The organism is Pseudomonas sp. Irchel 3F6 (assembly GCF_900187595.1).
Classification (GTDB): Bacteria; Pseudomonadota; Gammaproteobacteria; order Pseudomonadales; family Pseudomonadaceae; genus Aquipseudomonas; species Aquipseudomonas siliginis.
In genome coordinates this window covers 271,587-285,005 of the sequence record NZ_FYDP01000003.1, presented here as the reverse complement: position 1 = coordinate 285,005, position 13,419 = coordinate 271,587, and the positions used below count along the sequence as shown (strand labels likewise).

Below are 13,419 nucleotides of genomic sequence, written 5' to 3'. Positions count from 1 at the left end.
CTCAGCAGTCCAGTGGGTTGCGTTTTTCCGGGTCGATGCCGAACTTGACGATGGCCTCGGCCACGACTTTAGGTTCGATATCACCACGGTCAGCCAGTGCTTCCAGGGCTGCCAACACCACGAAATGACGGTCGACTTCGAAGAAATGACGCAGTTTCTTGCGGCTGTCGCTACGGCCGAAACCGTCGGTGCCCAGGACTTTGAATTCCTTGGACGGTACCCACTGACGGATCTGCTCGGCGAACAGCTTCATGTAGTCGGTAGAAGCAATGACCGGACCTTTACGGCCGTTCAGGCACTCTTCGACGTAGCTCAGCTTAGGCTTCTGGCCAGGCTTGAGACGGTTGCTGCGCTCTACGGCGAGGCCGTCGCGACGCAGTTCGTTGAAGCTGGTAACGCTCCAGACGTCAGCGCCGATGTTGAACTCTTCACGCAGGATCTTCGCCGCTTCACGCACTTCACGCAGGATGGTGCCGGAGCCCATCAGCTGAACGTGGTGCGCCGCATCGCGAGTGTCTTCCTCGAGCAGGTACATGCCTTTCTTGATGCCTTCTTCGGCACCGGCCGGCATGGCTGGCTGCTGGTACGACTCGTTCATCACGGTGATGTAGTAGAAGATGTCCTGTTGCTCTTCGGTCATCTTCTTCATGCCGTCCTGAATGATCACCGCCAGCTCGTAGCCGTAGGTCGGATCGTAGGTGCGGCAGTTCGGGATGGTCGCGGCCAGCAGGTGGCTGTGACCGTCTTCGTGCTGCAGACCTTCACCGTTCAGGGTGGTGCGGCCAGCGGTGCCGCCGATCAGGAAGCCACGGGTACGGCTGTCACCAGCGGCCCAGGCCAGGTCGCCGATACGCTGGAAGCCGAACATCGAGTAGAAGATGTAGAACGGCAGCATTGGCTGGTTGTGGCTGGAGTACGAAGTACCGGCAGCGATGAACGAGCTCATGGCGCCTGCTTCGTTGATGCCTTCTTCAAGGATCTGACCTTTCTGGTCTTCCTTGTAGAACATCACCTGGTCTTTATCGACTGGCTCGTAGAGCTGGCCGACGGAGGAGTAGATACCCAGCTGACGGAACATGCCTTCCATACCGAAGGTACGGGCTTCGTCCGGGATGATCGGGACGATGCGCGGGCCGATTTCCTTGTCCTTGACCAGTTGCGCGAGGATCCGCACGAAAGCCATGGTGGTGGAAATTTCACGGTCGCCCGAGCCATCGAGGATGGCTTTGAGGGTGTCCAGATCCGGGGTCGGTACGCTGAAGCTCTGCGCGCGGCGCTGCGGCACGAAACCGCCCAGTGCGGCACGGCGCTCGGCGAGGTAGCGGGCTTCGGCGCTGTTCGGCTCTGGTTTGAAGAACGGCAGGTTCTCCAGTTCTTCGTCCTTGACCGGGATGTCGAAGCGGTCGCGGAACAGCTTCAGGCTGTCGACGTCGACTTTCTTGGTGTTGTGCGCAGTGTTTTTCGCTTCGCCGGCACCGGTGCCATAACCCTTGATGGTCTTGGCGAGGATGACGGTCGGTTGTTCCTTGTGGTTGACCGCTTCGTGGTACGCCGCGTAGACCTTGTACGGGTCGTGGCCGCCACGGTTGAGTTTCCAGATCTCGTCGTCGGACAGATCGGCAACCATTGCCTTGAGTTCAGGCGTGTTGAAGAAGTGCTCGCGAACGAATGCGCCGTCTTTGGCTTTGTAGTTCTGGTATTCGCCGTCGATGACTTCGTCCATGCGGCGTTGCAGGATGCCGTCGACGTCTTTGGCCAGCAGCGGGTCCCAGAAACGGCCCCAGATGACTTTGGTCACGTTCCACTGCGCACCACGGAACACGCCTTCGAGTTCCTGGATGATCTTGCCGTTGCCGCGAACCGGGCCGTCGAGGCGCTGCAGGTTGCAGTTGATGACGAAGATCAGGTTGTCCAGCTTCTCGCGGCCCGCCAGGGAGATCGCGCCCAGGGATTCCGGCTCGTCGCACTCGCCGTCGCCCAGGAAGCACCAGACTTTCTGTTTGCCCGGCTGGATGAAACCGCGATGCTCCAGGTACTTCATGAAGCGCGCCTGGTAGATCGCCTGGATCGGACCCAGACCCATCGATACGGTCGGGAACTGCCAGAAGTCAGGCATCAGCCAAGGGTGCGGATAGGACGACAGGCCTTGACCATCGACTTCCTGACGGAAGTTGTTCATCTGGTCTTCGGTGATGCGGCCTTCCATGAATGCGCGGGCGTAAACGCCTGGCGAGGTGTGGCCCTGGAAGTAGATCAGGTCGCCGCCATGTTCGTCGGTCGGGGCCTGGAAGAAATAGTTGAAGCCGATGTCATACAGGGTCGCACTGGAAGCGAAGCTGGAGATGTGACCACCCAGGTCCGAATCTCGCAGGTTCGTGCGCATTACCATGGCCATCGCGTTCCAGCGTACCAGCGAGCGAATGCGGCGTTCCATGAACAGGTCGCCAGGCATGCGTGCTTCGTGGGTAACGGGGATCGTGTTGCGGTAAGGCGTGGTGATCGCGTAAGGGAGCTGCGAGCCGCTGCGGGTCGCGAGTTCGCCCATACGGGTCATCAGATAGTGAGCACGGTCTTCGCCTTCTTTGTCGAGAACCGATTCCAGGGCGTCCAGCCATTCCTGGGTTTCGACGGGATCGAGGTCTTGCATGGCTTGCTCCAGGGCGGAAAGGCTTCCAGAATCGGTTGCCTGAGTTTGCGACTGGCCTTGTGGGCAGACGATTTAAAATTCTTGGATTGCCGACAGGTTGTTCCGGCGGCGTGTAGTTTTACTACAAATCTTCCGGCATTTCAGCCTTTCGAATGTATAGACGAGTAGTAAAACTACAGATGAAAGGCTTGTGGCCTCCGACTGCGTTGTGAGAATAATCGTTAAGGCGGGTCGATTTCCATCCGAATAAGGTGAAAGTTTGATGCTGGATGCCAAAGAAGAAGAAATTTCAGCTATTTCTAACTTTTGTTCGACAGTCCTTCACGTAGCGGGTTTTCATCATTCACTACAAGCGGCCCTTATTACGCCGATCAAGGATAGACCATGACCCTGCCCGTGCTTGCCGAACTGCCCGCCATTCTCCTGCCGTTGGTCAGCCGATCCGAGCAGTCGTTCCGTACGTCCGTCGCCGCCCTTGAAGACGATCACGGCCTGTCGAACTGGACGTCGGAGCGCTGGGCGCAATTCGCCCGCGTCAGCGCCGCCAGCGAATTTGTCATTGAACAGAGCATTCGTGACCCTTTGATGTTGCTGTCGCTGGTGGCGTCCGGCGAACTTGATCGGGCGTTCGCGCCCGGCGAACTGTGCGCACAGATCGCCGCCGCCGTGAACTGCGCGCAGAGCGAAGACGAAGTCGGCCGCGCCTTGCGCCGTCAGCGTGCACGGCATCAGGTGCGGATCATCTGGCGCGACCTGACCCGTCAGGCCGATCTGGTGCAGACCTGCCGTGACCTCTCGGACATGGCCGACGCCACCATCGATCAGGCTTATCAATGGCTGTACAGCCGCCATTGCGAGCAATTCGGCACACCCACCGGCCGGCGCAGCGGTGAGCCGCAGCAGATGGTCATCCTCGGCATGGGCAAACTCGGCGCGGTCGAGCTGAATCTGTCTTCCGATATCGACCTGATCTTCGCCTACCCCGAAGGCGGCGAAACCGTCGGCGTGAAACGCTCGCTGGATAATCAGGAATTCTTCATCCGCCTCGGCCAGCGTCTGATCAAGGCCCTCGATCCGATGACCGTCGACGGCTTCGTGTTTCGCGTCGACATGCGCCTGCGCCCCTACGGATCGTCCGGCGCGCTGGTGCTCAGCTTCAATGCGCTGGAGCAGTATTACCAGGATCAGGGCCGCGACTGGGAACGCTACGCGATGATCAAGGCGCGGGTGGTGGCTGGCGATCAGGTTGCCGGCGCGCAGTTGCTCGACATGCTGCGGCCGTTCGTCTACCGCCGTTACCTGGATTTTTCGGCGATCGAAGCGCTGCGCACCATGAAGCAGCTGATCCAGCAGGAAGTGCGGCGCAAAGGCATGGCCGACAACATCAAGCTCGGCTCCGGCGGCATTCGTGAAGTCGAGTTCATCGCTCAGGCCTTTCAGTTGATCCACGGGGGCCGCGATCTGAGCCTGCAACAGCGTCCTCTATTAAAGGTGTTGAGCACGCTGGAAGGGCAGGGCTATCTGCCGCCGGCGGTGGTCAGTGAACTGCGCGAGGGTTACGAGTTTCTGCGTTACACCGAACATGCCATTCAAGCGATTGCCGACCGTCAGACGCAGATGCTGCCGGACAGCGCGCAGGATCAGGCGCGGATCGCCTTCATGCTGGGTTTCGCCGATTGGCCGGCGTTCCACCAACAGCTGATGTACTGGCGCGGGCGCGTAGCCTGGCATTTCGCCCAGGTGATCGCCGATCCCGACGAAGAAGAGGGCGGCGAAAGCGAAGTGGTGGTCGGTGGCGAATGGCTGCCGCTGTGGGAGGAAGAACAGGACGAAGAGGCCGCGTGCCGACAGTTGCAGGAGGGAGGTTTCGTCGATGCCGGCAAAGCCCTGAAAGCGCTGGCCGGTTTGCGTGGCAGTCCGCAATTGCGCGCGATGCAGCGGCTGGGGCGCGAGCGTCTCGATGCTTTTATTCCGCGACTGCTCGCGCAAGCGGTGGAGCATGAAAATCCCGATCTGGTACTCGAGCGCGTGCTGCCGCTGGTGGAGGCGGTGGCGCGGCGTTCGGCGTATCTGGTTTTGCTCACGGAAAACCCCGGCGCGCTGCGCCGCCTGCTGACTTTGTGTGCGGCGAGCCCGTGGATTGCCGAGCAGATCACGCGCTTCCCGCTGCTGCTCGACGAATTGCTTAACGAGGGCCGGCTGTTCAAGCCGCCGCTGGCGCCGGAACTGGCGGCCGAGTTGCGCGAACGCCTGACGCGAATTCCCGAAGACGACCTCGAGCAGCAAATGGAAGCCCTGCGCCATTTCAAACTGGCGCACCGCTTGCGCGTCGCCGCCTCGGAAATCGCCGGCAGTCTGCCGTTGATGAAAGTCAGCGATTACCTGACCTGGCTGGCCGAGGCGATTCTCGAACAAGTGCTGGCCCTGGCCTGGCGGCAGACCGTGGCCAAGTACGGCACGCCGCTGCGCACCGACGGCACGCTGTGCGATCCCGGCTTCATCATTGTCGGTTATGGCAAAGTCGGCGGTATCGAATTGGGGCATGGTTCCGATCTGGATCTGGTGTTCATCCATGACGGCGATCCGCAGGCGGAAACCGACGGGCCGAAATCCATCGACGGCGCGCAGTTCTTCACGCGCCTGGGGCAGCGGATCATTCATCTGCTCACAGCGCAGACCAATTCCGGCCAGCTGTATGAAGTGGATATGCGCCTGCGGCCGTCCGGCGCTTCCGGGCTGTTGGTGAGCTCCCTCGGCGCATTCGCGCGCTATCAGGAAAACGAAGCCTGGACGTGGGAGCATCAGGCCTTGGTGCGCGCGCGCGTGCTGGTGGGCAGTCAGGATGTTGGCCAGGCTTTTGAAAAAGTCCGCGCGCAGGTGTTGGGCAAACCACGGGATCTGGCCAAACTGCAACAGGAAGTCAGCGAGATGCGCGCCAAGATGCGCGATAACCTCGGCACCCGCAGCACCGCAGCCGGCACGGCGGCGAATGCGTTCGACGCGGGCGTGCCGTTCGACCTCAAGCAGGACGCCGGAGGTATCGTCGATATTGAATTTATGGTGCAATACGCGGCCCTGGCGTGGTCGCACAGCCATCCGCCGCTGCTGCGCTGGACCGATAACATCCGCATTCTGGAAGAGCTGGAACACGAAGGGCTGATGCCCGCAGAAGATGCCAGTCTGTTGCGCGAGGCCTACAAAGCCTATCGCTCCGCCGCCCACCGGCAGGCCTTGCAGAAGGACGCCGGGGTGATACCGGGCGACCAGTTTGCCGACGAACGCCGGCAGGTTTTGCGGATCTGGAAAGAGATGGGGCTAAGCTGAAAGCGGTTTATGCAGCACCCAATACCCTGTGGGAGCGAGCTTGCTCGCGAAGGCGGAGTGTCAGACGACACCGATGTCGGATGTGATGGCCCCTTCGCGAGCAAGCTCGCTCCCACAGTGATCTGCGCTGAAATGCAGATGTTGAAACAGATGCAAAACCCTGTGGGAGCTGGCTTGCCAGCGATAGCGGAGTATCAGACGACAATAATGTTGAATGTGAAGACCCCATCGCGGGCAAGCCCGCTCCCACAGTAGATCTACAGTGTTTGTAGAATTCTCGAGGCGGGGAGGCGTAAATGCCTCCCCGGTTCGTTTTTGGAAACCACATGAATATTCTGATCGTTGGGCCCAGTTGGGTCGGTGACATGGTGATGGCGCAGACACTGTTTCAGTGTCTCAAGCAGCGCCACCCGCAATGCGCAATCGACGTGCTGGCGCCCGAATGGAGCCGGCCGATCCTTGAGCGCATGCCCGAAGTGCGCAAGGCCTTGAGCTTCCCGCTCGGCCACGGCGCGCTGGAACTGGCGACACGCCGACGCATCGGCAAGTCCCTGCGCGGTCAGTACGATCAGGCGATCCTGCTGCCCAACTCGCTGAAGTCGGCGCTGGTGCCGTTTTTCGCCGGCATCCCGAAACGCACTGGCTGGCGCGGCGAATTCCGCTATGGCCTGCTCAACGACGTGCGCACTCTCGACAAAGAACGCTACCCGCTGATGATCGAGCGCTTCATGGCCTTGGCCTATGAAGCCAACGCCGAGCTGCCGAAGCCGTACCCGCGCCCGAGTCTGCAAATCGACCCGGTGACCCGCGAGGCGGCACTGGTCAAGTTCGGCCTGAGCCTTGATCGCCCGGTCCTGGCCCTGTGCCCCGGCGCCGAGTTTGGCGAATCCAAGCGCTGGCCGTCCGAGCATTACGCCAAGGTCGCCGAAGCGCGCATCCGCGAAGGCTGGCAGGTGTGGCTGTTCGGCTCGAAAAACGATCACGCGGTCGGTGAAGATATCCGCGCACGTTTGATCCCGGGCCTGCGCGAAGAATCGGTCAACCTCAGCGGCGGCACCTCGCTGGCCGAGGCCATTGACCTGCTGTCCTGCGCCGATTCCGTTGTGTCCAATGACTCCGGCCTGATGCACGTCGCTGCGGCATTGAATCGTCCGCTGGTCGCGGTATACGGCTCGACCTCGCCGGGCTTCACCCCGCCGCTGGCTGAGCAGGTCGAGATCGTGCGCCTGGGCATCGAATGCAGCCCGTGCTTTGATCGCACTTGCCGGTTCGGCCATTACAACTGCCTGCGTCAGTTGATGCCGGAAGCGGTCAACGATGCCTTGCAGAAGTTGCAGGGCTCCGTGGTCGAGGTTCATTAACTTGCGGGTATTGTTGATCAAGACCTCATCGCTGGGCGACGTGATTCACGCGTTGCCGGCGCTGACCGATGCTGCACGCGCGATCCCGGGGATCAAGTTCGACTGGGTGGTGGAAGAGGGCTTCGCCGAGATTCCGAGCTGGCACCCGGCGGTCGATAAAGTGATTCCGGTGGCGATCCGCCGCTGGCGCAAGAATCTTTGGAAAACCATCACCAGCGGCGAGTGGAAACGCTTCAAGCAAAGCGTGCGCGCCAATAAATACGATCTGGTGATCGATGCCCAAGGCCTGCTGAAAAGTGCCTGGCTGACCCGCTACGTCAAAGCCCCGGTGGCCGGCCTCGATAAAACCTCGGCCCGCGAGCCGATGGCTGCGCGCTTCTACGATCGCAAGCTCGCCGTCGCCCGTGGTCAGCACGCCGTCGAACGCGTGCGCCAGTTGTTCGCCATTGCCTTGGGTTACGACCTGCCCAAAGGCCTCGGCGATTACGGCCTCAACGTTGAACGACTGGTCGAGTTGCCGCGCAAGAACGCCTACGTGGTGTTCCTCCACGGCACCACTTGGGACACCAAGCACTGGCCGGAAATCTACTGGCGCGAGCTGACCGAGCGGGTCGGCTACCTCGGCGTTGGCGTGAAGCTGCCGTGGGGCAACCCGCAGGAAAAGGCCCGCGCCGAACGCATCGCTGCCGGCTTCAAACACGCCGAAGTGCTGCCGAAACTCAATCTGGCCGGCGTCGGCAAAGTCCTCGCCGGCGCGCAAGCCTGCGTGGCGGTGGACACCGGGCTCGGCCATCTGGCCGCTGCGCTGGATGTACCGACGATTTCGTTGTTCGGCCCGACCAACCCGGGCCTCACCGGCGCCTACGGCAAGCTGCAGATTCATCTGGCCAGCGACTTCCCGTGCGCGCCCTGCATGCAGAAAAAATGTACCTATCAACCGACCGCGCAGGATGCCCGTCAGTTTGACCTGAAACGCGAGCAGCCTTTGTGCTTCACGCGTGTGAACCCCGAGCGTGTCGCCAGCCGACTGAGCACGTTGTTAATGGCTGAGGAGCTGCGCTGATGCAATTGGCATTTGTCCTGTACAAATATTTCCCGTTCGGTGGCTTGCAGCGCGACTTCATGCGCATCGCTCTCGAATGCCAGAAACGCGGCCATCAGATTCGCGTCTACACGCTGATCTGGGAAGGCGACGTGCCGCCCGGTTTCGAAGTGCTGGTGGCGCCGGTCAAGGCCTTCTTCAACCACCGTCGCAACGAAAAGCTCAGCGCGTGGATGGCAGCGGATCTGGCCAAGCGTCCGGTCGATCGCTTGATCGGCTTCAACAAGATGCCGGGCCTGGACGTCTACTACGCCGCCGACGGCTGCTTCGAAGACAAGGCGCAAAATCTGCGCAACTCGCTTTATCGCCGCTGGGGTCGCTATCGCCACTTCGCCGAGTACGAGCGCGCGGTGTTCGCCAAAGACGCGAAGACCGAAGTGCTGATGATTTCCGAAGTGCAGCAGCCGCTGTTCATCAAGTATTACGACACGCCGCTCGAGCGCTTCCACCTGCTGCCGCCGGGCATTGCCCAGGATCGTCGGCGGCCGGCGGATGCCGATGAGATTCGCGCCGGTTTCCGCGCTGAATTCAATCTCAAGGACGACGAGTTGCTGCTGGTGCAGATCGGCTCCGGCTTCAAGACCAAGGGTGTTGATCGCAGCCTCAAGGCGCTGGCCGCCCTGCCGGCCGAATTGCGCAAACGCACCCGGCTGTTTGTAATCGGCCAGGATGACCCCAAATTGTTCCAGATGCAGAGTGCGACGCTGGGCCTGGGCGACAATGTGACCTTCCTCAAAGGGCGCAGCGATATCCCGCGTTTCCTGCTCGGCGCCGACCTGTTGATTCACCCGGCCTACAACGAAAACACTGGCACCGTGCTGCTTGAAGCACTGGTGGCCGGTTTGCCGGTGCTGGTCAGTGCGGTCTGCGGTTACGCCCATTACATCGCCGAAGCCGATGCCGGGCGAGTGCTGGACGAGCCATTCGAGCAGGCGCAGCTGACCCGATACCTGACCGAGATGTTGAGCGACGACGCTGCACGGGCGGCCTGGAGCCGCAACGGTCTGGCCTTCGCCGAGACGGCCGACCTCTACAGCATGCCGCAGCACGCGGCGGATGTGATTCTGGCGGAGCACGCTTAATGAAGTTGATGCTGGCTGAACCGTTCAAAAGCCTTTGGGCCGGACGCGACCCGTTCGCCGAAGTCGAAGGCTTGCAGGGCGAGGTGTACCGCGAGCTGGAAGCGCGCCGGACATTGCGCACGGAAGTCGACGGCAACGGGTTTTTTGTGAAAATCCACCGTGGCATCGGCTGGGGCGAGATCTTCAAGAACCTGCTGACCGCCAAGCTGCCGGTGCTCGGCGCGGGTCAGGAGTGGAAAGCCATTCAGCGTCTGCAGGAAGCCGGCGTGCCGACCATGACTGCCGTCGCCTACGGCGAGAAAGGCAGCAACCCGGCGGATCAGCATTCGTTCATCGTCACCGAAGAACTCGCGCCGACCATCAGCCTCGAAGACTTCAGCATTGACTGGGTCAAGCAGCCGCCGGAGCCAACACTCAAGCGCGCGCTGATTGCCGAAGTCGCGCGGATGACCGGGATGATGCACCGCGCCGGGGTCAATCACCGTGACTGCTACATTTGCCATTTTCTGCTGCACACCGACAAACCGGTCACACCGCAGGATTTCAAACTCTCGGTGATTGACCTGCATCGAGCCCAGACCCGCGCAAAGATCACTCAGCGCTGGCGCAACAAGGATCTGGCGGCGCTGTACTTCTCGGCGCTGGACATCGGCCTGACCCGCCGCGACAAACTGCGTTTCCTCAAGGGCTATTTCCAGCAACCACTGCGGCAGATTCTGGCGGAAGAAGCGCCATTGCTGAGCTGGCTGCAAGGCAAGGCCGACAAGCTCTACGAGCGTAAACAGCGTTACGGGGATGCGCTCTGATGGCGGGTTGGACACTTGAGCCGCAGTACGGCGAACTCGCCGAAGATTTCGGCAGCCTCGAAGCCGTATTTGCCTTGCAGGGCGAACGCCTGACCCGCGATCCGCTGTCGGAGGTGGTTCGGGTGCAGCGCGACGGCGTCAATTATTACGTCAAACGCTACGTCGGCGCCGGTAAAGGCCTGCGCCGTTACCTCGGCAAGCCGCGCGTAAAAATGGAATGGCAGAACCTCAAGCGCTTCGCCAAGTGGGGCATCCCCACTGCCGAGGTGGTGGCCTGGGGGCTGGAGCGGCGGGGCGCGGCCTACGATCGGGGCGCGATGATCACCCGTGAGCTGCCCAATACCGAAGACCTCTCGGCACTGGCCGAGCGCAAGGATCCCAGGCTCAAGGATCGCGCCTGGGTCGACGGTGTCAGCCAGCAATTGGCCGGTTACACCCGGACCATGCACGACCATCGGTTTACGCATAACGATTTGAAATGGCGCAACCTGCTGATCGACGATCAGGCGCGCATCTTCCTCATCGACTGCCCCAACGGCGAATTCTGGCGCGGCTTCTGGCTCAAGTACCGGATCACCAAGGACCTCGCCTGTCTCGACAAACTGGCCAAATATCACCTGTCCAACACCCAGCGCCTGCGCTTCTACAAGCAGTATCGCCAGTGTGATCGGCTCGATGTCGCCGACAAGAAACGGATCCGCCATGTGGTGAGATTTTTTGAGGGGCGCGAATGACTGATTTTCTTGCCGAACAGGACCGCGCACTGCTGGAGCGCCACGGTCTCGGCAATTTCGATGCACTGTGGGCCAAACAGCTTGAAGCTGTGGATGAGCCCAACACTGCCGGTGGCGGCTGGAGCAGCGTGTTCCGTCTCGATCTTGAAGGCCAGGGCTATTACCTCAAGCGCCAGAGCAATTATCTGACCCGCACCTTGCAGGCGCCGTTTGGCGAACCGAGCTTTGCCCGCGAATTTCGCAACATCAGCCGTTACCGCAAGCTAGGCATTCCGGCGTTGCAGGCAGCCTTTTTCGGTGAGCGCAAGGTCGCCGGGGAAGTGCGCGCCATTCTGCTCACCCGTGCACTGGACGGCTGGAGCGACCTGGATTCGTTGCTGGCGTGCTGGGCGCAGCTCAGTGCCGCGCAGCATTCGGCCATTCTCAAGGCTTGCGGGCTGTTGGCGCGGCGGCTGCACGGCGCGCGTCAGGTGCATGGCTGTTTCTATCCCAAACATATTTTCCTGCGCGCCACCGGCGACGGCTATGAGGCGCAGCTGATCGATCTGGAGAAAACCCGGCCGTTGCTGTTCGGCATGCGTGATCGGGTCAAGGATCTGGAACCGTTGCAACGGCGAGCGCCGCAATGGAGCGAGGCAGACTTGCGCCAGTTGCTCGCGGCTTATCTCGATCAGCCGACTGACAGCTCGCTGCTCGACAGCTGGCTGAGCCGACTGACAGCGCGGCGCAGCCACAAGGAGACCCGCTGATGCAATTGTCCGAGCTGGCCCGCTCCGGGCGTACCCCCTCACTGCCGCTGACCGTGACCCTGGCGGACGCCGCCGGTGTTGCGGATTTGCAGTTGCTGAGCCTGCTGCGGGTGTTGCCCGGGCAGCGCTATGTTGGCGCCGGCGTCTGGCGCGGTCGGCCGGTATTGGCCAAGTTGCTGGTCGGCAGCAAGGCCGCCCGGCATTTTCAGCGGGAGCTGGACGGTGTGCGCCTGCTCGCTGCGCAAGGTCTGACCACGCCGCTGCTGTTGGCCGATGGACTGAAAGACGGTGAGGGTGGCTGGCTGCTGTTCGAATTCCTCGAGGGCGCCGAGAGCCTCGGTGATGCCTGGGCCGAGGTCGAGTCTCTGCCGGCACTGGCCGATGAGCAGACCGCCGTTCTGGCCGAAGCGCTTGACGCTATCGGTCGGATGCATGGCAAAGGACTCTGGCAGGAGGATCTGCACCTGGACAATCTGCTGCGTCACGGCGGTCAGTTGTACCTGATCGATGGCGCCGGAGTTCGTGCGGAAGCTGCGGGCCAGCCACTGTCCCGACAAAAAGTGCTGGAAAATCTCGGGGTGTTTTTCGCTCAGCTTCCGAAGTCACTCGAGCCGTTCACCGAAGAGTTGCTGGTCTATTACCTGTTGAGCAACAGCGAACATGCTTTGCCGCTGGAGGCGTTGCAGAAACAGATCGACAAGGTGCGCAGTTGGCGGCTCAGGGATTATCTGAACAAGGTCGGCCGTGAATGCACGCTGTTCGCCGTGCAGCGCGGTGCATTTGTCCTGCGCGCCGTTCGCCGTGAAGAAGCAGCGGCCATGCTGCCGGTGCTTGATCAGGCCGACGCCTTGCTTGATCGGGGGCATCTGTACAAGACCGGCGGCGCGGCCAGCGTCGGCAGAGTCGAGGTGGCCGGGCGAGCTCTGGTTATCAAACGCTACAACATCAAGAATTTCGCCCATTGGCTCAAGCGCTTCTGGCGCCCGAGCCGGGCCTGGCATTCGTGGCGTGAAGGCAATCGCCTGGCGTTCCTGGGCATCGCCACGCCGAAACCGCTGGCGGTACTGGAAAAGCGTTTTTTGTGGCTGCGCCGCAGTGCCTATCTGGTCACCGAGTTCCTGCCCGGGCCGGACATCATCAAGCGCTTTGCGCCGTACGTGGAAAATGGCCAGGCACCGGAAGCCGAGTTGCTGGCGCTTGATCAATTGTTTGCCCGATTGATCGCCGAGCGCATCAGTCATGGCGACTTCAAAGGCCACAACCTATTCTGGCAGGCGGATCGCTGGGCGCTGATCGACCTCGACTCCATGTGTCAGCACTCATCGGTCGGCAGTTTTGCCCCAGCTTACGCCCGCGATCGCGCGCGGTTCATGCGCAACTGGCCTGAAAGCAGCGCGTTGTACCAGGTCATTGATCAGCGGTTGCCGAAAGAAGTCTCCAGCGCAGGGTGATTCCTTCTCACGAGCAGACTCGTTCTTGCAATGGACCTGGTCCACTGCGAAACGGAGTCTGTGGGCAGTAGCGGACAAAATACAGCGATCTGTCCTACAACTTCTCCAGAAGCCATGAACTGTGCCCTGCTCGGGCTCGATGCTAATTTGCCTGACGATCTCG

At 61.3% G+C, this 13,419-nt stretch carries 10 protein-coding genes; 9 read left to right on the top strand and 1 reads right to left on the bottom strand.

Annotation, left to right across the window (positions count from 1 at the left end; all coding sequences use genetic code 11):
- Nucleotide 1 precedes the first annotated feature (1 nt).
- A complete protein-coding gene (gene aceE / locus CKW30_RS12920) occupies nt 2-2,647 on the bottom strand; it encodes a pyruvate dehydrogenase (acetyl-transferring), homodimeric type (protein WP_041477616.1) in 2,646 nt (881 codons plus the stop codon).
- A 262-nt stretch (nt 2,648-2,909) separates the two neighbouring features.
- Here aceE and CKW30_RS27565 point away from each other — a divergent pair, with 262 nt between their 5' ends.
- From CKW30_RS27565 to CKW30_RS12875, 9 genes are all read left to right on the top strand, one after another.
- On the top strand, nt 2,910-3,035 hold the full coding sequence (locus CKW30_RS27565; protein ID WP_256584330.1) for a hypothetical protein: 126 nt from the start codon (nt 2,910-2,912) through the stop codon (nt 3,033-3,035).
- Nucleotides 3,032-5,971, top strand: a complete 2,940-nt coding sequence (gene glnE, locus CKW30_RS12915) for a bifunctional [glutamate--ammonia ligase]-adenylyl-L-tyrosine phosphorylase/[glutamate--ammonia-ligase] adenylyltransferase (protein WP_095180994.1) — start codon at nt 3,032-3,034, stop codon at nt 5,969-5,971. Before CKW30_RS27565 ends, glnE begins: the two co-directional genes overlap by 4 nt.
- A 326-nt stretch (nt 5,972-6,297) precedes the next feature.
- Nucleotides 6,298-7,332, top strand: a complete 1,035-nt coding sequence (waaF, locus tag CKW30_RS12905) for a lipopolysaccharide heptosyltransferase II (RefSeq protein WP_095180992.1) — start codon at nt 6,298-6,300, stop codon at nt 7,330-7,332.
- Nucleotide 7,333: 1 nt separating this feature from the next.
- Nucleotides 7,334-8,395, top strand: coding sequence for a lipopolysaccharide heptosyltransferase RfaC (gene rfaC, locus CKW30_RS12900; RefSeq protein ID WP_095180991.1), 1,062 nt, complete (start codon nt 7,334-7,336; stop codon nt 8,393-8,395).
- Nucleotides 8,395-9,516: a glycosyltransferase family 4 protein gene (locus CKW30_RS12895; protein WP_041477621.1), complete on the top strand. Its 1,122-nt coding sequence runs from the start codon at nt 8,395-8,397 to the stop codon at nt 9,514-9,516. The genes rfaC and CKW30_RS12895 overlap by 1 nt, the downstream gene beginning before the upstream one ends.
- Entirely contained in the window at nt 9,516-10,322 is an 807-nt protein-coding gene (rfaP, locus tag CKW30_RS12890) for a lipopolysaccharide core heptose(I) kinase RfaP (RefSeq protein WP_056787471.1), read from the top strand. The genes CKW30_RS12895 and rfaP overlap by 1 nt, the downstream gene beginning before the upstream one ends.
- On the top strand, nt 10,322-11,056 hold the full coding sequence (locus tag CKW30_RS12885; RefSeq protein ID WP_041477623.1) for a lipopolysaccharide kinase InaA family protein: 735 nt from the start codon (nt 10,322-10,324) through the stop codon (nt 11,054-11,056). Before rfaP ends, CKW30_RS12885 begins: the two co-directional genes overlap by 1 nt.
- Nucleotides 11,053-11,805, top strand: a complete 753-nt coding sequence (locus CKW30_RS12880) for a lipopolysaccharide kinase InaA family protein (protein ID WP_056787474.1) — start codon at nt 11,053-11,055, stop codon at nt 11,803-11,805. Before CKW30_RS12885 ends, CKW30_RS12880 begins: the two co-directional genes overlap by 4 nt.
- Nucleotides 11,805-13,256, top strand: coding sequence for a lipopolysaccharide kinase InaA family protein (locus tag CKW30_RS12875; RefSeq protein ID WP_095180990.1), 1,452 nt, complete (start codon nt 11,805-11,807; stop codon nt 13,254-13,256). Before CKW30_RS12880 ends, CKW30_RS12875 begins: the two co-directional genes overlap by 1 nt.
- Nucleotides 13,257-13,419 lie beyond the last annotated feature (163 nt).

Coding starts and splice junctions, on each gene's coding strand:
- CKW30_RS12895 (WP_041477621.1), top strand. CDS start 8,395: ATGCAATTGGCATTTGTCCTGTACAAATATTTCCCGTTCGGTGGCTTG.
- waaF (WP_095180992.1), top strand. CDS start 6,298: ATGAATATTCTGATCGTTGGGCCCAGTTGGGTCGGTGACATGGTGATG.
- rfaP (WP_056787471.1), top strand. CDS start 9,516: ATGAAGTTGATGCTGGCTGAACCGTTCAAAAGCCTTTGGGCCGGACGC.
- glnE (WP_095180994.1), top strand. CDS start 3,032: ATGACCCTGCCCGTGCTTGCCGAACTGCCCGCCATTCTCCTGCCGTTG.
- CKW30_RS12880 (WP_056787474.1), top strand. CDS start 11,053: ATGACTGATTTTCTTGCCGAACAGGACCGCGCACTGCTGGAGCGCCAC.
- CKW30_RS12875 (WP_095180990.1), top strand. CDS start 11,805: ATGCAATTGTCCGAGCTGGCCCGCTCCGGGCGTACCCCCTCACTGCCG.
- CKW30_RS27565 (WP_256584330.1), top strand. CDS start 2,910: ATGCTGGATGCCAAAGAAGAAGAAATTTCAGCTATTTCTAACTTTTGT.
- aceE (WP_041477616.1), bottom strand. CDS start 2,647: ATGCAAGACCTCGATCCCGTCGAAACCCAGGAATGGCTGGACGCCCTG.
- CKW30_RS12885 (WP_041477623.1), top strand. CDS start 10,322: ATGGCGGGTTGGACACTTGAGCCGCAGTACGGCGAACTCGCCGAAGAT.